This window comes from Nonomuraea sp. KM90 (genome assembly GCF_052246675.1).
Taxonomy (GTDB): Bacteria; Actinomycetota; Actinomycetes; order Streptosporangiales; family Streptosporangiaceae; genus Nonomuraea.
Map to the genome: position 1 here is coordinate 1 of NZ_JBQQCB010000132.1, position 26,732 is coordinate 26,732.

The 26,732-nt window shown below is 72.3% G+C and carries 22 protein-coding genes, 1 other RNA gene and 2 pseudogenes; 10 read left to right on the top strand and 15 right to left on the bottom strand.

Features of this window, described 5'->3' with window-relative positions:
- The 3 genes and pseudogenes from ACTWPW_RS53750 to ACTWPW_RS53760 form a co-directional block, all read right to left on the bottom strand.
- Nucleotides 1-725 (bottom strand): annotated as a pseudogene (locus ACTWPW_RS53750) (hypothetical protein); the annotation flags it as partial.
- Nucleotides 722-1,798 carry an ABC transporter permease gene (locus ACTWPW_RS53755; protein ID WP_443173526.1) on the bottom strand — a complete coding sequence of 359 codons (1,077 nt, stop codon included), beginning with the start codon at nt 1,796-1,798 and terminating at the stop codon, nt 722-724. The pseudogene ACTWPW_RS53750 and the gene ACTWPW_RS53755, both read right to left, overlap by 4 nt.
- Nucleotides 1,795-2,673 carry an ABC transporter ATP-binding protein gene (locus ACTWPW_RS53760; protein ID WP_443173527.1) on the bottom strand — a complete coding sequence of 293 codons (879 nt, stop codon included), beginning with the start codon at nt 2,671-2,673 and terminating at the stop codon, nt 1,795-1,797. Before ACTWPW_RS53760 ends, ACTWPW_RS53755 begins: the two co-directional genes overlap by 4 nt.
- Before the next feature lie 246 nt (nt 2,674-2,919).
- Here ACTWPW_RS53760 and ACTWPW_RS53765 point away from each other — a divergent pair, with 246 nt between their 5' ends.
- Nucleotides 2,920-4,371, top strand: a complete 1,452-nt coding sequence (locus ACTWPW_RS53765; protein WP_443173528.1) for a sensor histidine kinase — start codon at nt 2,920-2,922, stop codon at nt 4,369-4,371.
- On the top strand, nt 4,368-5,039 hold the full coding sequence (locus ACTWPW_RS53770; RefSeq protein ID WP_443173529.1) for a response regulator: 672 nt from the start codon (nt 4,368-4,370) through the stop codon (nt 5,037-5,039). Before ACTWPW_RS53765 ends, ACTWPW_RS53770 begins: the two co-directional genes overlap by 4 nt.
- A 414-nt stretch (nt 5,040-5,453) precedes the next feature.
- Here ACTWPW_RS53770 and ACTWPW_RS53775 read toward each other — a convergent pair whose 3' ends face one another.
- From ACTWPW_RS53775 to ACTWPW_RS53785, 3 genes are all read right to left on the bottom strand, one after another.
- Nucleotides 5,454-6,548 (bottom strand): M20 family metallopeptidase, encoded by a 1,095-nt coding sequence (locus ACTWPW_RS53775; protein ID WP_375118854.1) that lies wholly within the window; start codon nt 6,546-6,548, stop codon nt 5,454-5,456.
- The gene (locus ACTWPW_RS53780; RefSeq protein ID WP_375118853.1) at nt 6,545-7,573 is read right to left on the bottom strand and encodes a dipeptidase; all 1,029 of its coding nucleotides are present in this window, start codon (nt 7,571-7,573) and stop codon (nt 6,545-6,547) included. The genes ACTWPW_RS53775 and ACTWPW_RS53780 overlap by 4 nt, the downstream gene beginning before the upstream one ends.
- Nucleotides 7,574-7,867: 294 nt before the next feature.
- The gene (locus tag ACTWPW_RS53785) at nt 7,868-9,328 is read right to left on the bottom strand and encodes a flavin-containing monooxygenase (protein WP_443173530.1); all 1,461 of its coding nucleotides are present in this window, start codon (nt 9,326-9,328) and stop codon (nt 7,868-7,870) included.
- Nucleotides 9,329-9,449: 121 nt separating this feature from the next.
- On the opposite strand from ACTWPW_RS53785, the gene ACTWPW_RS53790 reads away from it, so the two are divergent.
- The 4 genes from ACTWPW_RS53790 (at nt 9,450) to rnpB (ending at nt 12,901) form a co-directional block, all read left to right on the top strand.
- Nucleotides 9,450-10,250 carry a Nif3-like dinuclear metal center hexameric protein gene (locus tag ACTWPW_RS53790; protein ID WP_375118851.1) on the top strand — a complete coding sequence of 267 codons (801 nt, stop codon included), beginning with the start codon at nt 9,450-9,452 and terminating at the stop codon, nt 10,248-10,250.
- 2 nt (nt 10,251-10,252) lie between these two features.
- The gene (locus tag ACTWPW_RS53795) at nt 10,253-10,993 is read left to right on the top strand and encodes a zinc ribbon domain-containing protein (protein ID WP_375118850.1); all 741 of its coding nucleotides are present in this window, start codon (nt 10,253-10,255) and stop codon (nt 10,991-10,993) included.
- On the top strand, nt 10,990-12,366 hold the full coding sequence (locus tag ACTWPW_RS53800; protein ID WP_443173531.1) for a bifunctional RNase H/acid phosphatase: 1,377 nt from the start codon (nt 10,990-10,992) through the stop codon (nt 12,364-12,366). The genes ACTWPW_RS53795 and ACTWPW_RS53800 overlap by 4 nt, the downstream gene beginning before the upstream one ends.
- A gap of 145 nt (nt 12,367-12,511) precedes the next feature.
- An RNA gene (gene rnpB / locus ACTWPW_RS53805) (RNase P RNA component class A) lies at nt 12,512-12,901 on the top strand.
- On the opposite strand, the gene ACTWPW_RS53810 is transcribed toward rnpB, so the two are convergent.
- The gene (locus ACTWPW_RS53810; RefSeq protein WP_375118848.1) at nt 12,898-13,299 is read right to left on the bottom strand and encodes a helix-turn-helix transcriptional regulator; all 402 of its coding nucleotides are present in this window, start codon (nt 13,297-13,299) and stop codon (nt 12,898-12,900) included. The genes rnpB and ACTWPW_RS53810 overlap by 4 nt on opposite strands.
- 58 nt (nt 13,300-13,357) lie before the next feature.
- Here ACTWPW_RS53810 and ACTWPW_RS53815 point away from each other — a divergent pair, with 58 nt between their 5' ends.
- The gene (locus ACTWPW_RS53815; protein ID WP_375118847.1) at nt 13,358-13,717 is read left to right on the top strand and encodes a hypothetical protein; all 360 of its coding nucleotides are present in this window, start codon (nt 13,358-13,360) and stop codon (nt 13,715-13,717) included.
- Here ACTWPW_RS53815 and ACTWPW_RS53820 read toward each other — a convergent pair.
- The 7 genes from ACTWPW_RS53820 to ACTWPW_RS53850 all read right to left on the bottom strand — a co-directional run bounded on the left by ACTWPW_RS53820 (nt 13,701) and on the right by ACTWPW_RS53850 (nt 21,904).
- Nucleotides 13,701-14,357, bottom strand: coding sequence for a class I SAM-dependent methyltransferase (locus ACTWPW_RS53820; protein WP_375118846.1), 657 nt, complete (start codon nt 14,355-14,357; stop codon nt 13,701-13,703). The two genes, ACTWPW_RS53815 and ACTWPW_RS53820, sit on opposite strands and share 17 nt — an antisense overlap.
- A 47-nt stretch (nt 14,358-14,404) precedes the next feature.
- Complete coding sequence (locus ACTWPW_RS53825; RefSeq protein WP_443173532.1) at nt 14,405-15,325, bottom strand: serine hydrolase; 921 nt, start codon at nt 15,323-15,325, stop codon at nt 14,405-14,407.
- A gap of 113 nt (nt 15,326-15,438) precedes the next feature.
- Nucleotides 15,439-16,038: a dihydrofolate reductase family protein gene (locus ACTWPW_RS53830; protein WP_443173533.1), complete on the bottom strand. Its 600-nt coding sequence runs from the start codon at nt 16,036-16,038 to the stop codon at nt 15,439-15,441.
- A 380-nt stretch (nt 16,039-16,418) separates the two neighbouring features.
- The gene (locus ACTWPW_RS53835) at nt 16,419-17,435 is read right to left on the bottom strand and encodes an NAD-dependent epimerase/dehydratase family protein (protein WP_375118843.1); all 1,017 of its coding nucleotides are present in this window, start codon (nt 17,433-17,435) and stop codon (nt 16,419-16,421) included.
- 4 nt (nt 17,436-17,439) lie between these two features.
- The gene (locus ACTWPW_RS53840; protein ID WP_375118842.1) at nt 17,440-19,683 is read right to left on the bottom strand and encodes a SulP family inorganic anion transporter; all 2,244 of its coding nucleotides are present in this window, start codon (nt 19,681-19,683) and stop codon (nt 17,440-17,442) included.
- A 78-nt stretch (nt 19,684-19,761) separates the two neighbouring features.
- Nucleotides 19,762-21,207, bottom strand: coding sequence for a hypothetical protein (locus tag ACTWPW_RS53845; RefSeq protein WP_375118841.1), 1,446 nt, complete (start codon nt 21,205-21,207; stop codon nt 19,762-19,764).
- Between the two features lie 184 nt (nt 21,208-21,391).
- Nucleotides 21,392-21,904, bottom strand: a complete 513-nt coding sequence (locus tag ACTWPW_RS53850; protein WP_364114763.1) for a YbhB/YbcL family Raf kinase inhibitor-like protein — start codon at nt 21,902-21,904, stop codon at nt 21,392-21,394.
- Nucleotides 21,905-22,261: 357 nt separating this feature from the next.
- Between ACTWPW_RS53850 and ACTWPW_RS53855 the strand changes: the two genes are divergently transcribed.
- The 3 genes from ACTWPW_RS53855 to ACTWPW_RS53865 are packed head-to-tail and all read left to right on the top strand — an operon-like array spanning nt 22,262 to nt 24,745.
- Entirely contained in the window at nt 22,262-22,657 is a 396-nt protein-coding gene (locus tag ACTWPW_RS53855) for a BTAD domain-containing putative transcriptional regulator (protein ID WP_443173534.1), read from the top strand.
- The gene (locus tag ACTWPW_RS53860) at nt 22,632-23,153 is read left to right on the top strand and encodes a PH domain-containing protein (protein WP_375118839.1); all 522 of its coding nucleotides are present in this window, start codon (nt 22,632-22,634) and stop codon (nt 23,151-23,153) included. Before ACTWPW_RS53855 ends, ACTWPW_RS53860 begins: the two co-directional genes overlap by 26 nt.
- Complete coding sequence (locus ACTWPW_RS53865; RefSeq protein ID WP_443173535.1) at nt 23,150-24,745, top strand: PH domain-containing protein; 1,596 nt, start codon at nt 23,150-23,152, stop codon at nt 24,743-24,745. The genes ACTWPW_RS53860 and ACTWPW_RS53865 overlap by 4 nt, the downstream gene beginning before the upstream one ends.
- Nucleotides 24,746-24,875: 130 nt before the next feature.
- Here ACTWPW_RS53865 and ACTWPW_RS53870 read toward each other — a convergent pair.
- A pseudogene (locus ACTWPW_RS53870) lies at nt 24,876-26,732 on the bottom strand (hypothetical protein); the annotation flags it as partial.

Below are 26,732 nucleotides of genomic sequence, written 5' to 3' on the forward strand. Positions count from 1 at the left end.
ATCGATTCGATGAGGTCGCCGGGGCGGAGTCCGGCCTGTTGGGCGGCGCCGCCGTGCACGGTGGTGATGAACAGCGGGGGCAGGGCGGCTTCGGGGTTGCCGGTTGCCTGCCGGCTGGTGAGGTTGGCGTGCAGGCCCAGGCCGTAGCCGTCGCCGTCGTAGCGGTCGGGTGGTTGTTCGATGTCGTGGGTCCAGGAGGCGTGGTTGTCGCCGAGGGCGGCCACGATGGCTTCCAGGGTGGCGACGGCGAGTTTGGTGTGCAGGTGGGGGACCTGGTCGGTGATCTTTCGGTAGGTGGTTTCGAAGGCGGTCCAGTCGGTGGTGCGGTTGCCGGTCAGCGCCGGCATGGTGGCTCCCGGCAGGTCGTGGCCGTGGCGGTTGAGTTCCTGGGTCAGGGCGGCGAATCCGGCGATGAGCAGGGCGCGGGCGTCCAGCGTGGCGCCGCTGTAGTGGTTGCCGAGGATGCAGAAGTAGGCCTGTTCGATCACGTCGATCGTGGTGGCCGTCTGGGCTGCGGGGGGTCCCTGGGGCGGCGCGCAGACCGTACCGGCCGCCGGGCTGGCCTGGCTGCGGGGTGGCGTCGGGGCCGTGCAGGCCGCGGCCAGGAGGAGGGCGAGCCCGGCGGCGGCGATCCTGGCGGCGATCCTGGCGGCGGTGATCCTGACGGTGATCCTGACGGTGATCCTGGCGGCGGTGATCCTGGCGGTGGTCATGATGGTGGTCATGACAGGCGCCTGCGGATCCACCAGAAGGACAACCAGGTGAGGCCGAGGGTGAGCAGGGCGTAGATCCCGGTCTCGATCCACTGGAAGGGCCAGAACCGGTCCAGGGGATGGTAGGTCGCCTGCTGCCGGTAACCGAGCCGGTTGATCTCCGCCGTGCACGCGTCCGTGCCCTGTCGTCCTGATGGTGCGCAGGGGCCCGACGTCGTGGAAACCGGGACGGACCGCGCGATCGTCGACGACGGCCCCGAGGCGCCGGCGCCGCCGGTGACGGTACGTCCGGACGGATCGACCAGGTCGCTGGACAGGACCCAGGCGCCAGCATGTCCGGGAACGGCCGACGTGCTCAGGAAGACCTGCATGGCGCCGCCTCCCTGACCCGGCGGCACGAGCCCCTCCACGTTCGTCCGGCCGAGCTCGAAAGTCGACGTGACCGGGGGCATCAGGTGGGGCCGGACCAGCAGCGGCATGGCGAGCTGGATCGCGGCGAAGACGGCCAGGGTGAGGGCCATGGCGGGCAGGGTGCGGCGCACCAGCATGCCCACGGTCACGCCCAGGACGAAGGCGAAGGCCGCGTACCCCATGGGGGCGATGCCGCGCGCCCCGAACACCAGGGGCGCCATCTGGGCCATTTCCGGAACGGCTGACTTGTCCAGGGGTTCGGACCACCAGGTCACCGCCAGGCCGCACAGCCCGGCGGCGGCCACGGCGACCAGGCCGGTGAGCCCGAGCTTGACCGCCAGCCAGCGGCCTCGGGTGACGCTCTGGTTCCACACCAGCAGGTGCGTGGCCGCCTCCAGCTCGCGGGTGATCAGCGGGGCTCCCCAGAAGAGCCCGACCAGCGCCGGCAGGAGCAGCACGACGAGGGCGAGGGCGAGGAAGGGCATCTGGTTCTCGTCGAAGAAGCGGTCGTAGAAGTCGTCGCAGGTGTCGTCCGGGGTGCAGCCGGCGATTCCGGCAGCGTAACGGGAAGCCAGATCCGGGCCGGTCAGGGCCAGCACAGCGGTGAGGACGACGAGGACGGTGGCCGTCATCGCGGCCGAGCCGCGGAACTGGCGCCAGGTCAGCCAGATCATCGCCGCACCTCCAGGGCGACCCGCCGGTGGTCGGCGGTGTGCTTGTCCATGTAGGCCAGCACGAGGTCCTCCAGGCTGAGCCTGCTGACCGTCCAGGCGGGGTCGTGGATCGGGCCGTCGGTCCTGACCACATACGTGCCCTGCCGGGCGGAGATGACGTGCTGGTCGGCGGGCAGCCGGTCGGGATCGCGGCGCGGGCCGGTGAGCCGGTGATGGGTGGCCAGCAGCCGGTCCACCTCCCCGGCCACCCGCACGCGGGAGTCGACCAGGACGATCAGGTAGTCGCAGACCCGTTCCAGATCGGAGACCAGGTGGGAGGAGAGCAGCACGCTCAGCTCGTGCTCGACGGTGGCCTCCATCAGATGCTGCAGGAACTCCCGGCGGGCCAGCGGGTCGAGCGAGGCGACCGGCTCGTCCAGGATCAGTAACTCGGGCCGTTTGGCCAGACCCAGGGTGAGGGCGAGCTGGGCGCGCTGGCCGCCGGACAGCTTGCCCGCCCGGTGCGCGGGATCGAGCCCGAGCCGGGCGATGCGTTCGCGCGCCATCACGCTGTCCCAGCGGGGGTTGAGCCGCGCGCCCAGCCGCAGGTGCTCGGCGACGCTCAGGCCCGCGTACACGGGGGTGTCCTGGGCGACGAAGCCGACCCTGGCCAGCTGCGCCGGGCCGGCGGCGGGCCGGCCGCCGAGCACGGTGATGCCACCCGCGGTCGGCTCCAGCTGGCCGCCGGCCAGCTTCAGCAGCGTGGTCTTGCCCGCCCCGTTGGGCCCCACCAGCCCCACGACGTGGCCTCGCGGGATGTCGATGGTGCACTCGCGCAGCGCCCAGCGCTTGCCGTACTTCTTGCCCAGCTGCTGGGCCTGCAGGACAGCGGTCACGCTATGTCCTCCTGTGCAGAGGTCCGAAAGGGTGATCAGGAACAGCGCCTCCACCGTCGAGGCGGCGTGGTGCCGGGAACGAAACTAGGCACCGCTCATGCGGGTGCGCGTCGGCCGTCGTACCGAGATCGCCTCCCGCCTGGGAACGAGGCGTCGCCGGCTCATCCCTGCGATGTACTCCCGGAGACCGGGAAGCCATCACGACGGCCGATGCCGGACGAACAGTGCAGGCGTGACAATGTGCCGGTGGAAACCGGTGAACGACGGCCGTGGTGGCGGCAGGTGCTCGACCTGTACAACCGGCTGAACGAGGACTACTCGGATCGGCGGGGCGTACGGGACGCGCCGGTGCGGAGCGGCGACGGACCCCCGAGGCTGTCTCGCAGAGCGCTCGCCGCCGACGTGGTGCTCGCGGTCGTCCTGACCGTCCTCGCCGTGACCGTGTCGGCGCGGGATCCAGCGATCGGCTCCGCCGCGAACCAGCCCGCGGCGATCGAGTACCTGCGGCTGCGGCCCGATCCCGCGGCGATCGAGTACCTGCCGCTACGGCCCGGTCCCGCGGCCGACCACGCAGCACCTCCCGGTGTCCTGCCCCACGGCCCATCCCCACGCGCTGGCGACCCACGTGCCCGGCTTCCGTCCCAGGACCCGCCGCCCGTGTTCCTCGTGGCCCTGACGGCGTTGCCGCTGGCGGCGCGGCGCCGGTACCCGCTCGTCGCCTTCTGGGTGGTGCTGGTGGCGGCCCGGGCCACGCACGGGGATGCGACCTGGATCACCGTACTGACCTGCGCGGTCGCCGCGTACGGCGCCGCCGCCCACAGCCGTCACCGGATCCTGGCGATGGGTGGCATCGTGCTGGCGGCGGGGCTCGCCGGTGCCGGGTTCGGGGACATCGCGCCTGCGCTGCCGGGCTGGATGGGGCCGTTCGTCGTCCTGCTGAGCGTCGGCGTCCTCGGGAGCTTCGTCCGTTTCTGGCGGCGACAGCTGAGAGCCGACCGGCACCGGCTCGCCGAGCTGCAGCAGGCGCAGGCGGACGCCATGCGCAGGGCTGTCGCGGAGGAGCGGTCCAGGATCGCCGCAGAGCTCCACGACGTGGTGACCCACAATGTCAACGTGATGGTGATCCAGGCCGGCGCGGCCCGCAAAGTGATGGACGTGCAGCCGGAGCAGTCGAAGCAGGCTCTGCTCGCGATCGAGTCCGGCGGCCGGGCCGCCATGGCCGAGCTGCGCCACGTCATGGGTCTGCTCGCCGGTCCGGGCGGCGAACACCTCGACGGGCCTTCCAACGGGCCCTCCGACGGACTCGAACCCCAGCCCGGGCTCGACCAGCTCGACGCCCTGGTGGAACGAGTCCGCGCCGCCGGGGTGCCGGTCCGCGTCGCGGTGTCGCCCCCCGGGCCACTGCCTCCCGGAATCGACCTCGCCGCCTACCGCGTCGTGCAGGAAGCCCTCACCAACACGATCAAGCACGCGCCCGGGGCCGCCGCGTCCGTGACGGTCGGCCATGACGGCGACTGGCTGGAGATCGAGGTGACCGACACCGGCGGGACACGGGGCGCCGGGCCGCGGACCGGCGACGGCAGGGGACTGATCGGGTTGCGCGAGCGGCTCGCCGTCTACGGCGGGACCCTGGACGCCGGACGGACGGCCGAAGGCGGATTCCGGATCAAGGCCCGCGTCCCGTGGAGGTCCGCATGACCGAGCGGTTGCGCGCCGTCATCGTCGACGACCAGGCACTGGTACGCACGGGATTCCGCATGATCCTCGCCGCCGACGGCATCGAAGTGGCGGCCGAGGCGGCCAACGGGAGCGAAGCTGTCGCCGCGGTCCGCCGTACCAGGCCGGACGTCGTGCTCATGGACATCCGGATGCCGCAGATGGACGGCCTCGAAGCCACCCGGCGGATCCTCGCGGGCGGTGCCGAGGACACCCGCGTGCTGATCCTGACCACCTACGACCTCGACCACTACGTGTACGCCGCGCTCGCCGCGGGGGCGAGCGGGTTCCTGCTCAAGGACGTCTCACCCGAGCACCTGGTGGCCGCGGTACGCCTGGTGCGCTCCGGCGACGCCCTGCTCGCGCCCACCATCACCCGCCGCCTGGTCGAGCGTTTCGCCCGCCGCGACAACGTCAAGCCCACCCTCCACCGCGACCTGTCCCAGCTGACGCCCCGGGAACTGGACGTGCTGCGCCTGCTCGCCACCGGCCTGAGCAACGCCGAACTCGCCGGCCGGCTGACCCTCAGCGTGGCCACGGTGAAGACCCACGTCGCGAGCATCCTGTCCAAGCTCGGCCTGCGCGACCGCGTCCAGGCCGTGGTGGTCGCCTACGAGACCGGCCTGGTCTCTCCCGGCGGCACCGCCTGACCTCCGAATCCACCGCCGCACCTGCCGCAGCTCGGCGAGCCGGTGCCGGCCGGCTCTCAGCTGTCGCCGCCAGAAACGGACGAAGTTCCCGAGGACCCCGACACCGAGCAGGACGACGAACGGCCCCATCCAGCCCGGCCGCGCAGGCGCGATGCCCCCGAGCCCGAACCCGAACCCCGACAGGCCGGGAGCGGTTCCGGAGCGCCCCGCGTCCCCAGAACCCACGCGACGGCCCGGCGATCCGCCACCCAACCTCACGCCCTGATGCCTCTCTGCCCCGGTGTCCGCTGCTCCGGTGTGTCGTGGTGCTCCGGCGTCGTGGTGCTCCGTTGTCGTGGCGCTCTGCTGTCACGGAGCCTCGTTGGCGGCGCCGGATCCGGTCGCCGCCCCGAGGTGCAGCGGGATCTGGCGGGTCTAGCGGACCGCTTCGATCAGTGCCCGGAGCAGGGCAGTGCGTCCGGGCATCTCGGACACGATGACGTGCTCGTGGTTCGCGTGCGCCCCACCCCCCACGGCCCCCAGCCCGTCGAGCGTCGGACAGCCCACTCCAGCCGTGAAGTTGCCGTCCGAGGCGCCGCCCACAGAAGCCGACGTCAGCGGCTCCAACCCCAGACCCGCTGCCAGCTCCTGCGCCAGGGCGAAGAGCGAGGCCGACATCGCCTCTTCGAGCGGTGGGCGGTTGGGGCCGCCGAGGACCTCCAGGCGGGTGCCCGGGACGACCGGCCGCAGGGACTGCATCGCCGCGTCCACCCGCTGCTGCTCCGCCACCTCCGCCACCCGTACGTCCACCCCGACCGAGGCCGCCGCCGGAACCGTGTTCAGCGTCGTGCCACCCGTCAGGACCGTCGGCGTGACGGTCGTCGGTCCGGCGCCGATGGCGGCGACGGCCAGGATCTGGTGAGCCAGCTCGATGCCCGCGTTCGCGCCCTTCTCCGGCTCGAGCCCCGCGTGCGCGGCCTTGCCGTGCACGTTGACGGTGTAGAGCGAGGTCCCCTTCCGGGACGTCTTCAGCGCCCCGCCGTCGGCGCTGGCCTCCATGACGAAGGCGGCGGCCAGGCCCCGCGCGGTTTCCTGGATCAGTCGCGCGGACGTGATGGAGCCGACCTCCTCGTCCCCGGTGACCAGCAGCGTGATGCCGTCGAGCGAGCCGAGCCCCGCCAGCGCGTGGAACGTCTGCACCAGCCCCGCCTTCATGTCGAACACGCCCGGCCCCCGCGCCACCCCGTCCACCACGGACCAGGGGTGCGTGGTGAGGGTGCCGATCGGCCAGACCGTGTCGTGGTGTCCGAGCAGGAGAACCCGGGGAGTGCCGAACGACCACCGCAGATGCGTGACCCCGTCGATCACCAGGAACTCCGGCGCGGTGCCCAGATGGCGGGTGCCCATCGCGGCCACCACCTTCGCGCTGCGGGCCACCGCCTCCAGATCGCTGGAGAAGGACTCGCACAGGACCAGCTCCTCGAGGTCCGCGAGCATGCCGGCGGTCCCTGGCGAGGTGGTGCCGGTCATGCGAGCCGCTCCCCGAAGAACCGGTGTACGTTCCCGCCGATGATCTGCATGACGTCCTTCTCCGGCAGGCCGCGCGCGAGCAGTCCCTCGGTCACCATGGGCAGCCCGGACGGACCTTCCAGCCCCGGGACGGCGGACTTCGGATCGACGCCCCTGGCGTGGACGTCCTCGCAGCACGGCGGCGTCAGATCGTCCATCACCTCGCGGATGAAGTCGGGGCCGAGCCCCACGTGGTCGATGCCGGCGACGGACACGACGTGCTCGATGTGGTCGAGGAGCCGGTCGAGCGTCATGTCCGCCTTGTCCTCGGCCAGGAACGGGGCGAAGAAGTTGACGCAGATCACGCCACCGCTGTCGGCCACGCCGCGGAGCTGGTCGTCGGTGAGGTTGCGGTGGTGGTCGCGCAGCGCGCGGGCGGCGGAGTGGGTGGCCATGACCGGCTTCGTGGCCAGCTCCAGCACGTGTGCCACGCCGGAGGCGCCCAGGTGGGAGATGTCGAAGATGATGCCGAGCCGCTCCATCTCCGCCAGGGCGGCGACGCCGTGGGAGGTCAGCCCGCTGCCCGTCGCGTCCTCGGCACTGCCGTCGGCCAGCGGCGTGCGGCCGAAGTGGGCGATGGAGGCCACCCGCACGCCCAGCCGGTGCATGGTGGGGATCAGCTCGACGCTCGCGTCGAGGCCCGGCATGCTCTCCATCGCGAGCACCAGAGCGATCTTGCCGTCGCCGAGCGCCCGGTCGATCCCGGCGGCGTCGAGGCAGAGCCGCACGTGGTCCGCGTTTCCCTCCGCCAGCACGTGGGCGCACTCGATCATGCGCAGCGTCTGCCGCAGCGCGCCCTCGGGCCGGTATTGGTCGTCGATGAAGACGGGCAGCACCTGGAGGTTCACGCCGCCGTCGAGGAGCTGGGGCAGCCATCTCTCCCGGAAGAACGAGGCCCACTGCTGCGGAGGCCGGGCGGATACCGCCATGAGCAGGTCGTTGTGCGTGTCGGCCACGACTGCGCGCTGGTGCAGGGGAAGCGTCATGCTTGGACGTTATCGCGAGGCCACGACCTGCTCCAATGCATCCCAGGTCCGATCTTCTGGATCAACCGTACGACCGGGGTTCGACGCGTCTGGAACCACGTCCTACCCAGGGTTGACACGCGATGAGCGATACCCGGGGCGCGCAGCAGCCGAGGTCGGGTTCGGGGAGAACGGGATCCCGGCAGAGCGGGGAGCCGTGTCCGGAGGACGCAGCAGCCGGGCAAAGGGTGGGCTGTCGGCAGGGGTCGTTGGTGGTGCTCGGTGTCCCGGGGTGGCGGGCGGTGGGCCGGGAAGCTAGGCCGTGCTGACAGGGCGATAGGCCGGGTGCGGGGGTGAGGCCGTGAGCCGCCGGTAGAGGGTCGTGGGGCCGGGCCAGTTGTTCGTGACGCGCCCGTCCGCAGTCTTGTACCAGCTCTGACACCCCCCGCCCCACACCATCCGCGCCATCGCCGCGTCGAGCCGCGCGCTCCACGCCGCCATCACCTCGGGCCGCACCTCGATGGGCCCGTCGGCGGCCAGGCGCGGCAGGCAGGACATGATGTGGTTCACCTGGCATTCGATCATGAAGACGATCGAGTTGTGCCCCAGGTTGGTGTTGGGCCCGTACAGCATGAACAGGTTCGGGAAGCCCGGCACTGAAATGCCCAGGTACGCCTCCGCCCCGCCCTTCCACTGCTCCTCCAGCGAGCGCCCCTCGCGCCCCACGACCTCCATCGGGACGAGGAACTCCGTGCTCCTGAAGCCGGTGGCGTACACGATCGTGTCCACCTCGCGCAGGCCCTCGGTGGTCTCGACGCCCTTCGGGGTGATCCGTACGATCTTGTCGGTGTCCAGGGACACGTTCGGCCTGGTCAGGGCCGGGTAGAAGGTGCTGTCGATGACGACTCGCTTGCAGCCCGGCGGATAGTCGGGGGTCAGCTTGGCGCGCAGTGCCGGGTCCGGCACCTGGTCGCGCAGGTGGCGCTGCGCCCGCTGCTTGAGCAGTCCCACGCTCCAGCCCTGAGCGAGCGCCGGATAGAGGGTGCCCTCGGCGTACCGGTAGATCCACTCGCGGTACGCCCGCTGCAGCCCAGGGACGAAGTGGAACGCCAGCCTGGCCAGCGGCCCGAACGTGGCGTCCGGCTTGGGGATCACCCAGTTGGGGGTGCGCTGGAAGACGTGCAGGTGCTCCACCCGCTCCGCGATGCGCGGGATGAACTGGGCCGCCGACGACCCGTTCCCGATCACCGCCACCCGGCGGCCGGTGAGATCGTGGTCGTGGTTCCAGCGGGCGGAGTGGAAGCTGACCCCCTCGAACTCCGACATGCCCGGGATGTCCGGCAGGCGGGGCCGGTTGAGCTGCCCCACCCCCATGACGACCACGTCGTACGCCTCCGTACGCTCGCCGCCGTCCTCCTCCGCCGGAGCCGTGCTGACCTGCCACTTCGAGCCGTCGAAGACGGCGCGCCGAACCTCGGTGCGGAAGCGAATTTTCCCCCTGACGTTGTATTTATCGGCGCAATGGTGGAGATAGCCAAGGATTTCGGGTTGTTCGGGGTAACGGCGGGTCCAGCTCGCGTACTTCTCGAAGGAGTAGGAGTACAAGTGCGATGGAATATCGCACCCCGCCCCCGGATAGCTGTTGTCGCGCCACGTGCCGCCCAGGTCGCCGGCCTTCTCGAAGACCGTGTACGAACGGATCCCGGCCCGTTCGAGCTGGATCGCCATGCACAGCCCGCCGAACCCCGCCCCAATGATCGCGACGCTAGGTGACATGCCATCCTCCGCACGCAAGTCAGGATCCACTTACATTACGCCGAACCCCGTTCTGGCGACACCCCTCCCGACGCCCGCCGCGCCCCACCCCGCGGGCCGGTAGTCTGCGCAGGTGGCTGCTGTGACGTTGACAGACGTGATCGAGGTGCTGGAGGCGGCCTACCCGCCCGCCCGGGCAGAGTCGTGGGACGCGGTGGGGCTGGTCAGCGGGGATCCCGCACAGCAGGTGCGACGGGTGCTGCTCGCGGTCGACCCGGTCGCCGCCGTGGCCGAGGAGGCCCTCGACTGGGGCGCCGACCTGATCGTCACCCACCACCCTCTCTACCTGCGCGGCACCACCTCCGTGGCCACGACCACGCCGAAGGGCCGCCTCGTCCACACCTTGATCAAGAACGACGTCGCCCTCTACACCGCCCACACCAACGCCGACGTCGCCAACCCGGGCGTCTCCGACGCCCTGGCCAGGGCCGTGGGGCTGGTCGGCGACCTGGTCCCGCTCCAGCCGTTCCCCGACGACCCGTGGCGGGGCCTGGGCCGCATCGGGGAGCTGCCTGAGGGGACGACGCTGGGGGAGTTCGCGGCGCAGGCGGCCAAGGGGCTGCCGCGCACGTCCTGGGGGATCCGCGTGGCGGGCGACCTGTCCCGCCCGGTCACGCGCGTGGCGGTCAGCGGGGGAGCGGGCGACTCGCTCCTCGGTACGGCCGCGGCCGCCGGGGTCGACGTGTTCCTCACGGCGGACCTGCGGCACCACCCGGCCAGCGAGTTCGTGGAGTCGGGCGGGCCGGCGCTGATCGACGCCGCGCACTGGGCGACGGAGTGGCCCTGGCTCGACAGCGCGGCGTCGATCCTGCACGCCAGTGGCGTTACCGTTGAAACGCGTGTCTCCGCCACGGTCACCGATGCTTGGACAAGAGGATATTGATCATGAAAGCAGCCCCTGAGGCCCAGAAGCGACTGCTCGACCTGGCAGAGCTCGACTCCGTGATTGATCGGCTGGCCCACCGCCGCCGCACCCTGCCCGAGCTGGCCGAGATCGACGAGCGCTCGAAGCTGTTCGCCCGGCTCGCCACCCAGGTGATCGAGGCCGAGACCGAGGCCGGCGACCTCGCGCGCGAGCAGACCAAGGCCGAGAGCGACGTCGACGCGGTCCGCACACGGGCCGACCGCGACCAGAAGCGCCTTGATTCCGGAGCCGTGACCTCGCCGCGCGACCTGGCCGGCCTCCAGTCCGAGATCGCCTCGCTGCAGAAGCGCCAGGGCGACCTGGAGGAGATCGTGCTGGAGATCATGGAGCGCCGGGAGGCCGCCGACACCAAGGTGACCGACCTGGTGGCCAAGCGCGACGAGATCCGCGGCGCGCTCTCCGCCGCCGAGGACCGCCGTGACGCCGCGCTCAACGAGATGGAGAAGGAGTCGGGCGAGCTCCAGGGCCGCCGCACGGGCGTCGCCGCCGAGATCCCCGCCGACCTGCTCGCGCTCTACGAGAAGCTCAGGGACCAGTACGGAGTGGGCGCCGCCATGCTGCGCGGCGGCCGGTGCCAGGGGTGCAAGGTGGCCCTGTCCATCGCCGAGATGAACCGCATCAAGGCCGCTCCCCACGACGAGGTCATCCGGTGCGACGAGTGCCGGCGCATTCTCGTACGTACCGCAGAGTCGGGCCTGTGAGCCCCTACGTCATAGAGGCCGACGGCGGCTCGCGGGGCAACCCCGGGCCGGCCGGTTACGGCGCGGTCGTCAAAGACGCCTCCGATGGCCAGGTGCTGGCGGAGGCGGCCGAGGCGATCGGCGTCACGACCAACAACGTCGCCGAATACCGCGGCCTGATCGCCGGCCTCAAGGCGGCCCTGGAGCTGGGCGGCGACGGGGCGCAGGTGGCCGTCCGGATGGACTCGAAGCTGGTCGTCGAGCAGATGGCGGGCCGCTGGAAGATCAAGAACGAGGGCTTGCGCCCGCTGGCCGCCGAGGCCGGGGCGCTGGTCAGGCGGCTGCGGGTCACGGAGTGGACCTGGATCCCCCGCGAACGCAACAAGCACGCCGACCGCCTGGCCAACGAGGCCATGGACGCCGCCGCCAAGGGCCTGTCCTGGAAGGCCGGCGGCACCACCGCATCAGGCACCACCCCATCAGGCACCACCGCATCAGGCACAGACGCACCGGTCACGGACGCGTCCGGAGGCGGCGCGAAGGGCACGCAGACCGCCCCGAAAGCCGCGAAGACCGCCCCGAAGACCGCCCCGAAGACCGCCCCGAAGACCGCCCCGAAGACCGCTCCGAAGACCGCCTCGAAGAGCGCCCGGCAGACGGACCTCCTGGATGCGGGCGACATTTCCGAACTGTCCGCCCCCACTGCCTCCGTCGCCACCGCCCAGCAGCGCGCCACCCGCACCAAGGGCACCGGCACCGGCTGGGCCCCGCCCACCCGCGTCGCCACCTCACTGCTCCTGCTCCGGCACGGCGAGACCGAGCTGTCCCTCGAACGCCGCTTCTCCGGCCGCGGCGACGCCGAGCTCACCCCCAACGGCCTGGCCCAGGCGTCGGCGGCCGCCGCGAGGCTGTCACGGGACCCGTACCGGCTCGACGTGATCCTCACCTCGCCGCTCAAGCGCGCCCGGCAGACCGCGGAGGCGGTCGCCCAGCAGGCCGGCCTCGAGGTGGAGGTGTACGAAGACCTCAGGGAAGCCGATTTCGGCGCCTGGGAGGGGCACACGTTCACGGAGGTGCAGCGCCGCTGGCCCGCCGAGCTGGCCGCCTGGCTGGCCGACCCCGAGGCGGCGCCGCCGGGCGGCGAGAGCTTCGCCACGACCGCGCGCCGCGTGCAGGCGGCCAGGGAAGAGCTGGTGGAGCGGTACGAGGGCAAGATGGTGCTCGCGGTCTCCCACGTGACGCCCATCAAGCTGCTCCTGAGGGACGCCCTGCTGGCGCCCCTGGAGTCCCTCTACCGCATGCACCTCGACCTGGCCTGCCTGTCGCTGGTCGAGTACTACGCGGACGGGCCCGCCGTGGTGAAGTCGTTCAACGACACCTCGCACCTGCGCTGACCGGGGCCGTGCCGGGTACCGCCAGTGAACACCCGGCACGGCCACCTGAAGCCACCGCCCCCCTCAGGCGATGACCAGCCCATTCCAGCGGGTCGATCTTGTCGTTGGCTTGGGAACGACTTGAGATTTGATAATCTTCAGCAGATGAGTCGGCCGGGCGACCGCGTCGGGCCCACGGGCCCGCCGAGGAAGGTCCGGGCTCCACAGGGCAGGGTGGTCGGTAACGCCGACCCGGGGTGACCCGCGGGACAGTGCCACAGAAAGCAGACCGCCTCTCGGTTCCACCGGGAGGTAAGGGTGAAAGGGTGGTGTAAGAGACCACCAGCGCCCACGGTGACGTGGGCGGCTAGGTAAACCCCACCCGGAGCAAGGTCAAGAAGGGACGCTCTCCGGAGCGTTCCGCGCGCGACGTTCGAGGGCTGCCCGCCCGAGCCGCGCGGGTAGACCGCTTGAGACCGCCGGCAACGGCGGTCCTAGATGGATGGTCGCCCCTTCGTACGAAGGACAGAACCCGGCCTACAGGCCGACTCGTCACCCCTCCCCCGACGGGGGGCTCAGGGCCTCGGCCAGTTTGCGCATGGCCGAGGCGGCGCTCTCGCTGGCGGTGGGCCCGAGGACGGCGAGGCTGGAGATCAGCGCGGCCGCCTCCGGCAGGTCGAGCACGAGGTGGATCGCGGCCCCGGTGGACAGCAGGCGCACCCCGCCCCCATGGCCCCGGTACGCGTCCAGGGGCACCCCGCTGAGCCGGAGCCGTTCCACGTCGCGGGCGACCGTTCGCGGTGAGACGCCCAGCTCGCGCGCCAGCTCGCCCATCCGCACCCGCTCGCCGCGGGCGGCGTGCAGCCGTTCGATCAGCGCCTGCTGGCGTTCGACGCGCCGCAGCGCCAGGTGCCCGTCGCGCGAGGATGCGGCGAGCCGGAGGACTCGGTCCACGGATTTCGCCTTTCAAAGGAGACATCGGCCCGTCTGGTTCGGACCCTAGCGTGGGAGCATGAGCAACGATGACGACAAGGTGAACGGATTCTTCCAGCGTTACGCGGCCGCGCTTCTGGCCCGCGACGCGAAGGCCATCGCGGGGATGTACGCGGTGCCCTCGCTCATCCTCTTCCCCGGCGCCTCGATCGCCGTCAGCGACGCCGGCCAGACCGAGAGCTTCTTCGCCGCCTCCTGGGACCAGTACGACGGGATCGACGAGCTCGATCAGCAGGTCGTGATCATGGCGGAGGCGCCGGGCAGCGTCTGGGCCGACGTCACCTGGTCCTACTCGGGCCGGCCGCGCGAGCGGTTCTGCTACCAGTTGGTCGAAGGCGGCGACGGGTACCGGATCGCGGTGCTCACGCCCCTGGAGTAGAGGCGGCCGGCCGTGCCTGCCCCAGGATGTGCGTGAGCGGGGGGATGACCGGCTGCGGGGCGAAGGCGAACCGGTCGGCCTCCGACACGGCGAACCCGGCCCGCTCGATCGCGGCCAGCGTGTCCCGGTTCGGGTGGCAGCCCGCCGCGACGCGCCGCCACGCGGGCGTGATGACGTCCTGGAGCAGGCCGAGCACGGGATTGGCCGAGCGTACGTGCTCGTAGAAGAGCAACTGCCCGCCGGGCCGGAGCACGCGTACGATCTCCGCCAGGGCCCGCTCCAGCGACGGCACCGAGCACAGCACCAGGGACACCACCGCCGTGTCGAAGGCCGCCTCGCCCCCGGGCAGCGCCTCGGCGTGGCCGGCCACCACCGAGACCGGCACCGGCGCCGACGCGGCCGGCTCCCGCGCCAGCGCCCGCAGCGTGTCGTCCGGCTCCACCGCGACCACCTCCGTCACCCGCGCGGGGTAGTGAGGGAAGTTGCGGCCGTTGCCGGCCCCGATCTCGATCACCCGCCCTTCGGCCGCGGCCAGCAGGCGCCGCCGGTGCTCGTACGCGCCGCGCCGGTCGGCGAGCTCGGACGCCTCGGCGTACGCCCGCGCGAAGCGGGGGTGTTGCAAGTCGGACAACCGGGTCATCGAATCACCTCAGGAAAGGCAGGCACACCTTCCAGCATGCACCCGGGTCACCCCGCCTTGGCGATGGCCCGGGCGACCATCTCGCTCACGCGCTCGACCGCCTTGACCCCCGAACCCATCGAGCGGTTGCGCCGGGAGACGACGGCGATCAGGTACGTTCGGCCGCGCTCCCGTACCCGGCCGATGCTGTTGACCGTCCACCGCCCGCCGTCCCGCTCCCGGGGGAGCCAGCCGTTCTTGAGCGCCACGTCCGCCCCCTTGCGACCGGCCGCGCTCACGCCCCACGCCTGCCCGGGCGCCACGTCGCGCATGAGACCGAGGACGTAGCGGCGGTTCTCGGCCGACAGGGGGCTCTTGGCCGAGACGAGCGCTTTCAGCAGGCGTACCTGGTCGGCGGCGCTGGTCGTGGTCGAGCCCCAGGAGCCGCCTGGGCCGGGGCGCGTGTGCCGCAGGCCGAGCTTCTTGTTCACGGCGGCCAGGCCGGACGCGCCGCCGATCGCGCCCCACAGGGAGGACGCGGCGGCGTTGTCGCTGACCTTGATCGCCTGCGCCGCCGCGCGCCGTTCCCACCCCGTCAGGCCGCGCCGCTGCCGCTGGGCGCGCAGCAGCAGCGCCACCACGATGTTCACCTTGACGATGCTGGCCGTGGCCGTCCTGAGCCCGCGGTTGTAGGAGAAGGACAGGCCCGAGGAGAGCTCCCGTACCGAGACCGCGAGATCGTCCGACAGGCCGTCCAGGTAGCGGTCCAGGGACCGGGTCAGGGACTTGCCGTAGGAGGGCTTGCGGGGCTTCTTCGCCGGCTCCGGGGTGGACGCCACCGCGACCGGGTCGTGCTCGAAGGGGGTGGATACGGGTGCGGCGAGGGGGACGGGGACGGGTGCGGGGATGGAGGTGCCGCTTGACGTCAGGAGGGCCAGCGACGCAACCGCGGCCCCCAGCGCGACCCGCTTCCCGGGCTTCGCGGGCACGACGGTCTACGCGAAAACGGAGGGAAGCGGCGAAGGGTCGTGCATTGCCATGAAAGTCATGGCAGGCAGCATTACGGGACGGGTGTTTCCACGGTGTTAGCAGCGGGCTGCGGTCACCGTACGGGGCGATAGCGCAGGTGCGTGACCAGAGCGGTGCCCCACGCGTCGCCCAGCGGTTCGAGGGTGATGTCCCCGACCCCGTCGAACAACCGCTCGCCCCTGCCCAGGATCACGGGCGCGACGTGCAGGCGGAGCTCGTCGATGAGCCCGGCGGCGAGGTACTGGTTCACGGTGTGCGCGCCGCCCGCGATGGCGACGTCGCCGTCGCCGGCGGCCTCGCGCGCCCGCTCCAGGGCCGGCCCGATCCCGTCGGTCACGAAGGAGAACGTCGTGCCGCCCTGCATCGTCACCGGCTCGCGCGAGTGGTGGGTGAGGACGAAGACCGGAGCGTGGTACGGCGGCTCGGCACCCCACCAGCCGTTCCAGCCGAGGTCCCAGTCGCCGCGGCCGGGGCCGAACATGTTGCGGCCCATGATGAAGGCCCCCGCCGCGGTGATGCCCTCGATCACCGCGGCGTGCGCCTCGGGCTCATCGAACATCCACTGGTGCAGGCGATCGCCCACTCCCTCGCCGAACGGCTGATCCAGGCTCTGCCCGAGCCCTGCCACGAAACCGTCGAGGGACATCGCCATGTCGCAGGTGACCTTGCTCATCTGACTACCTCCGGTGCTTCGGCGCTCCTTTTCGCGCCGCTCACGAGGAAGTCGGAGCCGTCCGCCCGCCCTCTACATCCTGGCTGCTTCCCGGCGGGAAAATCTCCGGGAAGGTGAGGGGCGGAGGTGGCCGCCCGCCGTCTCGCCACCATCGGCGGCCCCCGTCAAGGGGGGACATGGCTCGACGGCGGGCACCTCCGCCCCTCCGGCCCCTGGGAGTCAGGACCGGCACCGCGAGGTGCGCCGTGGGCAACGGGAGAACCTCGCTGGCACCGCGACCCTAACCCCGCCCACACCGCCCGGTCTGCGCAGGATTACGCAGAACGCGCCTCCCGCACGAAATCGAACTACGCCGAACGCGCCTCCCGCGCGGAACCCCACTACGCCGAACGCGCCTCCCATGCGGCGAGGATGGTCGCCTCCTTCTCCGGGGCCATCCCGTGCCGGGTCTTCGCGCCGTAGCTCCGCTCGTCCTCCGGGATCTCCCGCAGCCAGGCCCACGTGTCGCGCACGGTCTCCGCCACCGGCCGGGTGCGCAGCCCGGCCGCCTCCGCCCGGGCCGTCGGGACGCTCCAGAAGTTGGCCGTCACCGCCGACGGCGGCCCGCCCCACAGCGGCAGCTCCACGAACGTCCCCGCCCCCTGATCCACCAGGAACCGGTCGTCCACCCACACGAACTCCGCGTCCGACCCGGTCGCCTCCTTGCAGAAGCCCAGCCACTCGCCGTAGGTGGCGTTGCCCGCGGGACCCGTCACCAGGAACTGGCCCGACGTGCCGCGCTCGGCCTGCTCGAGGGTGAAGGCGGCCACGTCGCGCGCGTCCACGAGCTGCATCGGCGCGTCGGGGTCGCCCGGCGCCAGCACCTTGCCGCCGTGCGAGATCCTGGTCAGCCACCACGGCAGCCGCGCCACGTCCTCGTGCGGCCCCAGGATCAGGCCGGGCCGGACGATCAGCGCGTTGCCGTCGAAGCCCTGCTCGACCGCCCGCTCGCAGCCCGCCTTCAGCACCCCGTAGTCGCCGTCGTCGGGCCCCGCGTCCGGCTCGCAGGCCCACCCGGCCGCCTCCTCGGTGGCCGGCTTGCCGGGGAAGCCGTCGACGGCCGAGATGCTGGAGACGAACGCGTACGTCGCCGCCTTTCCCGACAGCGCCCGCACCGACTCGCCCACCACCCGCGGCACGTAGCCGGAGGTGTCGACCACGAAGTCCCACGACCGCCCCCCGGCCAGCCGCTCCAGGTCGGCGGCCACCTCCCGGTCGCCGCGCACGGCCTCCACGCCGGGCACGTCGGCCCCGCTGCGCCCCCTGTTGAACGTCGTGACCTCATGCCCCCGGGCCAGCGCCGCGAACACGATGGCGCGCCCCAGGAAACCCGAACCGCCCATGACCAGAACTCTCATGGGCTCATTCTTCGCTCGCGAGCACCGTCCGATCAGACGTCTTCACGGAGAGCGTAGAGCGCAGCGGCGGCACCATGTGCACCCGCGCGGACCCGATGTCGAAGAACAGCCCGACCAGCTCCAGCTTGCCGGCCCTGACCTGCTCGTCGACCTTCCGGTAGGTGAGCAGGTTCTCCAGCTGCTGCTGCACGTTGACCCGGCACAGCACGTCCAGCGCCCCGCTGTGCAGCCGGTCGCCCTCGGTCTCGATGAACGTGGCCAGGCTGTGGTCCCCGTGCCGCAGCCACCTGCGCAGCCCCGGCAGGCTGCCCGCCTGGACCCCGCCGCTCAGCACCCCCGCCATCGCGCCGCACCCCGAGTGGCCGCACACCGTGATCGTGTGCACGCCCAGCACCTGCGTCGCGTACTCGATCGCGGCCACCACCGAGTCGTCCTGCGGCTCGGAGCCCCTGCGCGGCACCAGGTTGCCGATGTTGCGCACCGTGAACAGGTCGCCGGGGCCGCTGGCCGTGATCAGGCTGGGCATGATCCTGGAGTCGGCGCAGGTGATGAAGAGATGCGTGGGCTGCTGCTTGCGGGCCAGCTCGGTGAAGATCGGCCGGACGAGCGGCGCCGTACGCCGGTGATATTCGCGCGCCCCCGCCGTGAGCAGGCACTCCGTCGGCGCGGCGGTGCCGTCCGTCGGCACCTGGATCGGCACGTCACGCCGGCGCCGCTGCGCCCACGGCAGCCACCAGCGGTCCGGCGCCTGGGGCGGCGACTTCACGGGGAACATGCGCGCCCCGCTGGCCGCCAGCGCGTACCACTCGTCGTGCAGCTCGTCGATGACCACCGCGCCGCCCATGCGCTCGTGGTCCAGCCGCCACGAGTGGATGGCCTCGAAGGCGCCGTTGTCCATGAAGTCGATGTTCAGGTCGAGGTCCACGGGCGTGCCGGCCGGGATCGTACGCAGCTCGTGCGTCAGCCGCGGCACCCCCAGGAACGTCAGCGACCCCGAGATCGTCACGTGCAGCCGCCCGTCGCGGTCCTCGCGCTTGCGCACCGTCACCCAGGTCAGGCGGCGCAGCGCCAGCAGCGCGGCCAGGGCCAGCCCCGCCAGCACGCCCTCGGCCAGCCCGAGCAGGATCACGGCCGCCATCGTGACCACGTACACCGGCACCTCGCCGTGTCCGTGCACCTTCCTGATGTGGCCCAGGTTCACCATCTGCACGCCGATGAACACCAGCAGCGCGGCCAGCGCCTCCAGCGGGATCAGCGTGATCGACCAGCCGAACCCCAGCGCGAACACCAGCACCCACACCCCGTGCAGGATCGTCGACCAGCGCGTACGTGCCCCGGCCTGCGCGTTCGCCGTGCTGCGCACGATCACCCCGGCCACGGGCAGGCCGCCGAGCGCGCCGGTGACCATGTTGGCCACGCCCTGGCCGGTCAGCTCCTGGTCGAGGTCGGCGCGGCGCCCGCCGTGCATCCCGTCGACCGCCACCGAGCACAGCAGCGACTCGCACCCGGCCAGCAGCGCCACCAGCAGCACCGAGGACACCACCAGATGCCAGTCACCCTGCGGCAGCACCGGGAAGGCCCACTCGGTGAAGCTCCCGGACAGGTCGACCCGCGTGACGTCCCAGCCGAACATCCACGCCGTGAGCGCCGCCACCAGCAGCGCCGCCAGCGGCGCGGGCACCGCCTTGACCCGTTTCGGCAGCCGGGTCCACAACGCCAGCACCATGATCGTGAGCAGGCCCACGGCGACCTTGTGCCCGTGCAGGTCGACGATCTGGCCGGGCAGCTCCACCAGGTTCGCGATGGCCGAGCGCTGCGAGCTGCCGCCCAGCACGATGTGGAGCTGGGAGAGGGCGATGATCACGCCGACCGCGGCCAGCATGCCGTGGATGACGGCCGGCGAGACGGCGAGCGCCGCCCTGGCCGCCTTGAACACCCCGAGCACGAGCTGCACGGCGCCCGCCAGGAGGGTGATCATGCAGGTGGCACGCCATCCGTACGTGTGCACGAGGTCCACGACCACCAATGACAGACCGGCGGCCGGCCCGCTCACCTGCACGGCCGAGCCGCCGAGGGCGCCCGCCACGATCCCGCCCACCACGGCGGCGATCAGTCCGGCGGCGAGGGGCGCCCCGGAGGCCATCGCGATGCCCAGGGAGAGGGGCACCGCGACGAGGAAAACCACGAGCGAGGCTGGCACATCATGCCGGAGGGTGCTCAGCCAGCTACTCTGCGTGTCGCGGAACATGGTGCAAACCCTAATGCTCCGTCGACCCTGCTTTAAGGGGGCGTCGCGCGGGTTTTACGGATTAATGAGCGCTGGAGATCATCGGTAGTAGTCGTGCGGATAGTCCTGCTCCGGGCCCCGGCGGTGGTCGTTACGGCCGCCGTCCTGCGGCTGCGGCTGCTGGCCGCCGTACGCCGGCCAGCTGCCCGGGGCGCCGTTGACCGACGACGGGGGCTCGGGCCAGGCGGCGGCGGGGCTGGTCGTGATGTCGCCCGTCTCGTAGGCGCCCACCCCGAAGGGGGAGGCCGGCGGTGTCGGGGCCGACAGCACGTCGTCGTAGTTCGAGACCGCGCGCCCCGGCACGGTGGGGGTGCCGGCGGCGTGGGAGGGGCCGGTCAGCGGGTCGGTGTCGTCGGCCACGGCCCAGCCGGAGCGCACCTCGTACGAGGCGGGGTAGGACGAGCGCGCGGCGGGCTGCTCGAACGCCGGCCACGAGCTCGCCGAGCCGTAAGGGGTCGGCGTCGGGGCGGGGGCCGGGTCGTCGAGGATGTCGGGAGAGGCGGACCACGAACCGGACGTGGTCGCCGCGGGCTGGTTGCTGGTCCAGGTCGTCTCGAGCGGGTCGGCCACGCCGCCGTAGGCGGGGAACGGGTCGCTCGTCGGGGCGCCGTGGATGGGGGCGGGAGCGACCGGGAAGCTGCCGCTGGAGGTCGGGCTCACCGCGGGGAAGGCGCCGCTGCCGGTCACGGCCGGCGTGGCGGGGAACGAGCCGCTGCCGTTGGACACCGGGTAGGCGTTGGACGACACCGACGCGGGCCGGGTGACAGGGGCCGGCTCGGAGCGGGTGGGGGCGGGCACCGGCTGGGCGCCCGCGCCGAGGATGGTCATCACGTCGGCCGTCGGGGCGGCGAACGTCACGGTGCGCTGGTCGGCCAGATCGGCCTGCGAGGGAGTGGCACGCTTCTGCGGCTCGACCAGGTCGGCGAGATTGGCGGCCGCCGCGGCGGGCTGGCGCTGCGGCAGGGGGGCCTGGACGGTGGCGGCGTTGGGGTCGGCGGCGGCCGCGGCCGCGGGCTGCGGCTTGGCCGGACGCTGGGGCCGCTTGGCGGGACGCTCGGACTCGGCCGGGCGCTCGCGCTCGACGGGGCGGGAGGCGGCCTTCCTGGCGGCCACCGTGCCACCGGCGCCGAAGCCGCCCTCTTCCGCGTCGCTGCGGATGTTGGCCCAGAACTCCTCGTCGTCGTCGTCCGTGGACGGGTTGCCCCACTCGTCGACGCCACGCCTGCCGCGCTGACCAGTGCGCACCGGTTTCTGCTTGGGCTCGTCTATGGGACTGAAGTCGGGACTGAAATTGGCCATTCGCGGCTCATGCGCCGCGAACTCGTCCGTGGAACGAGCATGGGTCATCTCCTCCTTCTCGGCCATCTCCTTCAGCCGTTCCGGGGGAAGCGAGCTCTCTCTGCGGTTCATCGAACGCATGCCCAGTGCCACGACGACGAGCACGAGGAGCACGACAGCGACCAAGCTCACTACGACCGCGATCATTGCACCACCCTCAAAGCCATGGCCTCCCTCTGGCACCGATGAGATCGCGCGGCCATCGACGCGATCTGCCCCCTTTGATCACCAGTGCCTAACAATTGGATCTGATTGTGTCGGACCACTATGAGAGTTGTCACACCCTACGTGAAGAATTGGTACACCAGCACTACATGTCGTATTTGACCGCTCACTCGATGTTCACCACCGTGAGCCGGCCGCGGGCGATGGTCTGGTCCGCGATCTTCTTGAGGATCTCGGGGAGCTCGGAGCCCTCCGGGAGGTCGACCTTGCCGTTCAACGTGTAGACGGTGAGCCGGTAACTGGCCCGGTCCTGGCAGGGGGGCTCGTAGCCCACCTTCCCACTGGTCACCTTCGCCTGCCCGGACCCCTCGGGGGGGTCGGCGGCGGCGTTGGGACCCAGCTCGGTCGTGGTCGCCGGGATGTTGTAGAGCACCCAGTGCACGGCCGAATCGGATGACGTATGGCTGTCGATCACGATCGCGATCGACTTCGCCTCGGACAGTGGCTGGCTCGACCAGCGCAGCGGCGGGCTGCCCTGATCGCCATGGCAGGAGTATTCGCGCGGCAGCGGTTTGCCCTCGCGCAGCTCCGGGCTCGTGACGTTCATCTCCGCGATGTCCAGAGCCTGTGACCTGCCGATGAAGCTGCCGCAACCTGACAAGGCGAAGACGACAGCCACCGCTGTCACACTGACAGCGATGCGTCGCACGCGTGATGCCGTGTTACACAGCCCCATGCCGGACGATGCTACGCGGCTCTCGGCGGTGCGCAGACCGTTTCTCGATGGTCGGTGGTCGGTAAAGGATCCGAAAACGGCCAGAATGTGGGCATCCGCGTAGTGAAGTTGACCACAGCGACGGCCGCCGCGAGGGCCCGGGGATCCGGATGCCGCCGTACCGAGGAGACCTGTCCGCCCGCTGCTCCGCGGCGGAGGGGCACGGGCGGGGCCGCCCGTGCGGCGGGCCGGCGAAACGGGCATCGGTTTCGGTCGCGCGTCGCGGCGAAAACCAGGTGCGCCAGATCGCGGCGGAAGGGTATGCGGGACGGCGGCCGTGGGTCTGCATGCGGGGGGACGCGCGCATGGCGGTGGGGGACGGAGGTGGGGGACGGCGGTGGGGGTGCGCGGGCGACGTCGGGAGGGGCGCGGACGGCGGCGGGAGGGGCGCGGACGGCGGCTGCCACGTTGCGTGAGGCGCTCGCGCTGTGGTGCGGTCACGCGCTGGCCGGGCCTGGCTGGCACGAACGTGGCGCCGCCGACGTGGCCAAGCTCGACAGCCTGCGGCCGGCCGCCACCGAGCATGGCACCGGGGCCGGGCAGGGGCTCGGCAGACACGCCGGGACCGTCGGCGGATCTTTACCGGTCCGCCGGCAGATCGCCTTCCGGGTTCGCGCCCTAAGCTGGGCTTGTGACGTCAAATGGCCCGCTACGTGACCCGGCGAACCGCGTCTCGCCCAAAGCCGTCCGGATGTGGTTGCTGGAGTCGCTGATCGCGTTCGCGTTCTTCCTGGGTGGCGCGCTGCTGGTGTCGCGTTGGGTCGGGGGGAGCGGGTGGTCGTGGGTGCCCGGATGGTTCGCCCGGGACCCGTGGCTGCTGCCCGTCGCGGTGGTCGTGCTGCTGCTGCCGTTCCTGGCGGCCGAGCCGTTCGTGCGGTACGCCGTGCATCGCTGGGAGCTTTCTGGAGACGTCGTCTACGCCAGGTCGGGGTTCCTGACCAGGGAGTGGGTGTTCGTGCCCGTGAGCCGCATCCAGACGGTCGACAAGGGCCAAGGATGGTTCGAGAGGATGCTCGGTCTGGCCACGCTGGAGATCAGGACGGCCTCCCACGCGGGGTCTTCGACGATCAAGGGGCTCGACTACCGGGTGGCGGCCGGGCTCGCCGAGCAGCTGGCGCGCCGGGCCGAAGAGCTCAGGGACGACGCGACATGACCGAGCCCCGTCCGGACGGCCCGGCGCCCATCCCGGAGGGCGCCCCCGGTGGCATCCCGCCGTACCCCGGCCCGGCGGGCGGGCCGCCTCATCCCGGCCCGGCGGGCGGGCCGCCGCCCGTGGTGCGGCTGCCGCAGCGGCTCAGCCCCAAGGTGCTGCTCATCGACCCCGTGCGCATGCTGCCCTCCCTCCTCCTCCCCCTGGTCGGGGTCCTGTTCGTGGGCGGCTTCTCGGCCCGCTCGTACGGTTACGCGGCCGCCGGGGTCGTCGCCGCCGTGGTGTTCTCGGTCATCAGGTGGGTCACCTTCACCTACGAGATCGTCGGCGACCGCCTGGAGACCAAGCGGTCGCTGGTCAGCCGCTCCGTCCGCACCATCCCCCTGGAGCGCATCCGCGGCGTAGACGTGTCCACCCCGCCCATGCACCGGCTGCTCGGCCTGACCGTGCTGAAGATCGACACGGGGGCGAGCGGCGACACGGAGGAGGCCAAGCTCGCCGGGGTCACGCTGGAGGAGGCCGAACGGCTCAAGGCCGTGCTCCTGCGCCGCGCCGCCGTCCCCGAGACGCACGTCACCGGCGCCGCGCCACCTTCCGGGCCCACCGAGCGGCCGATCATCGACGTGCCGCGCAGGTGGCTGCTGTACGGGCCGCTGTCGGGCGCGTACCTGCTCACCCCCTTCGCCTTCGCCGGCGGCGCCGTGGGGCTGGCGTTCCAGTGGGGGGACGAGCTGGGCGTCAGCCAGGACGCCGCCTGGACCGCGGGGCAGTGGCTCTGGGAGCGCCCCTACCTGCTGCTGGCCGTGGCGGTGCTGCTCGTGCTGGCGATGCCGTTCACCGGCGGGCTGATGTACGCGGTCTTCAACTGGAACTTCCGGCTCAAGCGCCGCGACGGCTACCTCGTGGCGGAGCGCGGCCTGATCAACCGGCGCAGCGTGTCGCTGGAGTCGCAGCGCGTACGCGGTTACGAGATCGTGGACGGCCTGGCCGAACGGTGGGCGGGGGTCGCGCGCGTCTGGGCCATCGTGACCGGGCTCGGCGACTCGGAGACGCGCGGGCAGCTCCTGCCCGACGTGCCGCGCGAGGTGGCCTTCCAGGTGACCCGCGACGCCATCGGCCCCTACCACGCCGAGCTCCGGCCCCACCCGCCGGTCGCGCGGAACCGCCGCCTGTTCCGCGCCGTCTTCCCCTGGCTCCTGCTGGCGCTGGTGGGCGCCGCCGGGGTGTGGGTCGCCGGGACGATGCTCTGGTGGATCCTCCTGGTGCTGGCGCTGCTCCTGGCGGGCGTCGGGGTGCCGCTGGGGCTCGACCGGTACGCGTCGCTCGGGCACGGCTACGACGGCGTGCGCGTGGCGGTGCGGTCGGGGTCGCTGCGGCGCGCCCAGGCCGTGGTCGAACGCCGGGCCGTGGTGGGCTGGCGGATGCGGCAGACGTGGTTCCAGCGGCGGGCCGGGGTGCTCACGCTGATCGCCGGGGTCGGGGCCGGCAAGGGGGGTTACTCGGCGATCGACGTGTCGGAGGCTCAGGCGGTGGAGTTCCCCGCCGAGGTGACGCCGGAGTGGCTGGCGCCCTTCCTGGAGCGCGCCGAACCCTGACGCGGGCGGCGGGCGGGGCCAGGGAGGGGTTTCCCGGCGCCGGCTCGCTCGTCACCTTGGTGCCGGGCGTCCCGGCGGTGACTCGGTCGTCTCCTGCTCTGCTGCGGTCAGTCCTGCTCTGCTGTGACGGTCAGTCCTGGCGGCGGGCGCCGAACATGATCTCGTCCCACGTCGGTACGGAGGCGCGACGGCCCCTCGAACTCTTGCGCGCCTGGCGGGCGGCCGGGGCGGGCGGCGGGGACGGCACCGGCACGGCCGGGTCCTCCTTGCCCTCGTCCTTGCCCGCCCGCGCCGCCGGCACCGAGGGTGCGGGCTTCGGCTTGGGCGCCGGAGGCTTGACCTCCTGCACGGGCTGCTCGGGCTCCGGCTCCGGCTGCGCCGCCTTCTTCTCGGGGACGGCCGGCTTGTCGGCAACGGCGGGCTCCACCGAAGCGGCGGGCTCGGTTGCCACGGCGGGTTCGGTCGACGGGGCAGTCCCGGTCGAAGGGGCGGGCTCGGCTGCCGCGGCAGGCTTCGTCGCGGTGGCAGGCTTGGTCGCGGTGGCGGACTTGGTTGAAGCGGCGGGCTCGGTTGAAGCGGCGGGCTTCTCGGGAGCGGCGGGCTTCGAGGGAGCGGTCGCCGCCGTGTCGGGAGTGGCCGTCGCGGGTGCGGGGACGGTCGCGGTGGGCTCGGGGACAGCCGTCGCGGTCGTCTCCGTGGCGGTCGTCTCCGTCGCGGTCGCGGCGGATTCCGGTGCGGGCGCTGGAGCCTCCGGCGCCGCCGTTGGCTCCGGCGGCGTGGTTGACGTAGCTGCTAGGGGCTCCGATGCGGTTGCCGCGGGTGCGGGTGTGGATGCCTGGGAGGCGACGGCCTTGCCGCTCTCCGCAGTTTCCGTCTGCGCTATCTCCTCGGTCTTGCGGGGCTGTTCGGCCTGCTCGGTCCGCTGAGTCGGCTCGGCGGCCTCGGTCTTGGGCGCCTCGGCCGTTGCGGCAGGGGTGGCCGCCGTCTCCGGCTGGGCCGGGGCGGTGACTTCGCTCTTGGGCTCCGCTGCGGTCGTGGGCTGCTCGGGCGCTTCGCCGGTGACGTCGGGCGAGACCGGCGCCGGGGCAGCTGCTTCCGTGGCCGAAGGTGTGGCGGTGGCAGGCGTGGTGGCGGAAGTTGTGGCGGCGGTCGGCGAGGTGGTGGCGGTCGAAGGGGTCGCGTCGGTGCTCGCCGCCGTGCCGGATTGCGCGGCTGTGTGGCCTTCGGTTGCGGCGGACGACACGGCGGCAGCGGGCTCTGCGATGCCGCCGGCCTGGATGGGCGCCTCCGTGGTGGAGCTCGCGACCGGTGAAGGCTGCGTGCCGAGGGTGGCGGCCGCGGACGCGTCCGGCTGCGCGGCGTCGGCCGTATCAGGGGCGGTCGTCTCCGGGGTGGCCGTCTCCGCGACCAGGGCCGTCTCCGCGATTGGCGCCGTCTCCGCGACCGGGGCGGGCTCGGAACTTGGGGCAACCGCCGCTGCGGCCTGGGCGGCCGGGGCGGTCTGAGGCGTCTGACCGGACTGAGCCGTCTGACCGGACTGGGCCGTATCGGTGGCAGGCTGCGCGCTGACCGGTTGTGCCTGGGCGGTCGTTGAGTGCGCCGACACGGCGGCCGGTTGCGTCGGCGGGGTGGCCGTCGGCGCGGTGATGGGCTGCGCCTGCGCCGATACCGGGCTCGGCGCCTGCGCGGAGGCCGGGCTCTGCGCCTGGGCGGCAGGTGATCCCTGGGCGGCTGGGACCGGCGACTGCGCGACAGGCTGAGCCGGCGCCTCGGCGGCCGGCTGGCGCTGGGCGGCCCGCTGGTCCTGGACCTCTGGCCGGTCCGGGGCGGGCCGCTGGTCCTGGGTCGAGTGCTGGTCCTGGACCTCCCGCTGGTCCTGAACCTCCGGCCGGACCTCTGGCCGGTCCAGGGCGGGCCGCTGGTGCTGGGCCTCCAGCCGATTCTGGCCGGAGTGCTGGTCCTGGGCGGAGTGCCGGTCCTGGGTGGG

Bases quoted from the DNA above. Each gene is read 5' to 3' on its own strand.
- ACTWPW_RS53820 (WP_375118846.1), bottom strand. From the start codon at position 14,357: ATGACCCGGTTGTCCGACTTGCAACACCCCCGCTTCGCGCGGGCGTAC.
- ACTWPW_RS53845 (WP_375118841.1), bottom strand. From the start codon at position 21,207: ATGATCGCGGTCGTAGTGAGCTTGGTCGCTGTCGTGCTCCTCGTGCTC.
- ACTWPW_RS53815 (WP_375118847.1), top strand. From the start codon at position 13,358: ATGAGCAACGATGACGACAAGGTGAACGGATTCTTCCAGCGTTACGCG.
- ACTWPW_RS53830 (WP_443173533.1), bottom strand. From the start codon at position 16,038: ATGAGCAAGGTCACCTGCGACATGGCGATGTCCCTCGACGGTTTCGTG.
- ACTWPW_RS53865 (WP_443173535.1), top strand. From the start codon at position 23,150: ATGACCGAGCCCCGTCCGGACGGCCCGGCGCCCATCCCGGAGGGCGCC.
- ACTWPW_RS53835 (WP_375118843.1), bottom strand. From the start codon at position 17,435: ATGAGAGTTCTGGTCATGGGCGGTTCGGGTTTCCTGGGGCGCGCCATC.
- ACTWPW_RS53775 (WP_375118854.1), bottom strand. From the start codon at position 6,548: ATGACCGGCACCACCTCGCCAGGGACCGCCGGCATGCTCGCGGACCTC.
- ACTWPW_RS53755 (WP_443173526.1), bottom strand. From the start codon at position 1,798: ATGATCTGGCTGACCTGGCGCCAGTTCCGCGGCTCGGCCGCGATGACG.
- ACTWPW_RS53770 (WP_443173529.1), top strand. From the start codon at position 4,368: ATGACCGAGCGGTTGCGCGCCGTCATCGTCGACGACCAGGCACTGGTA.
- ACTWPW_RS53840 (WP_375118842.1), bottom strand. From the start codon at position 19,683: ATGTTCCGCGACACGCAGAGTAGCTGGCTGAGCACCCTCCGGCATGAT.
- ACTWPW_RS53855 (WP_443173534.1), top strand. From the start codon at position 22,262: ATGCGGGACGGCGGCCGTGGGTCTGCATGCGGGGGGACGCGCGCATGG.
- ACTWPW_RS53785 (WP_443173530.1), bottom strand. From the start codon at position 9,328: ATGTCACCTAGCGTCGCGATCATTGGGGCGGGGTTCGGCGGGCTGTGC.
- ACTWPW_RS53795 (WP_375118850.1), top strand. From the start codon at position 10,253: ATGAAAGCAGCCCCTGAGGCCCAGAAGCGACTGCTCGACCTGGCAGAG.
- ACTWPW_RS53780 (WP_375118853.1), bottom strand. From the start codon at position 7,573: ATGACGCTTCCCCTGCACCAGCGCGCAGTCGTGGCCGACACGCACAAC.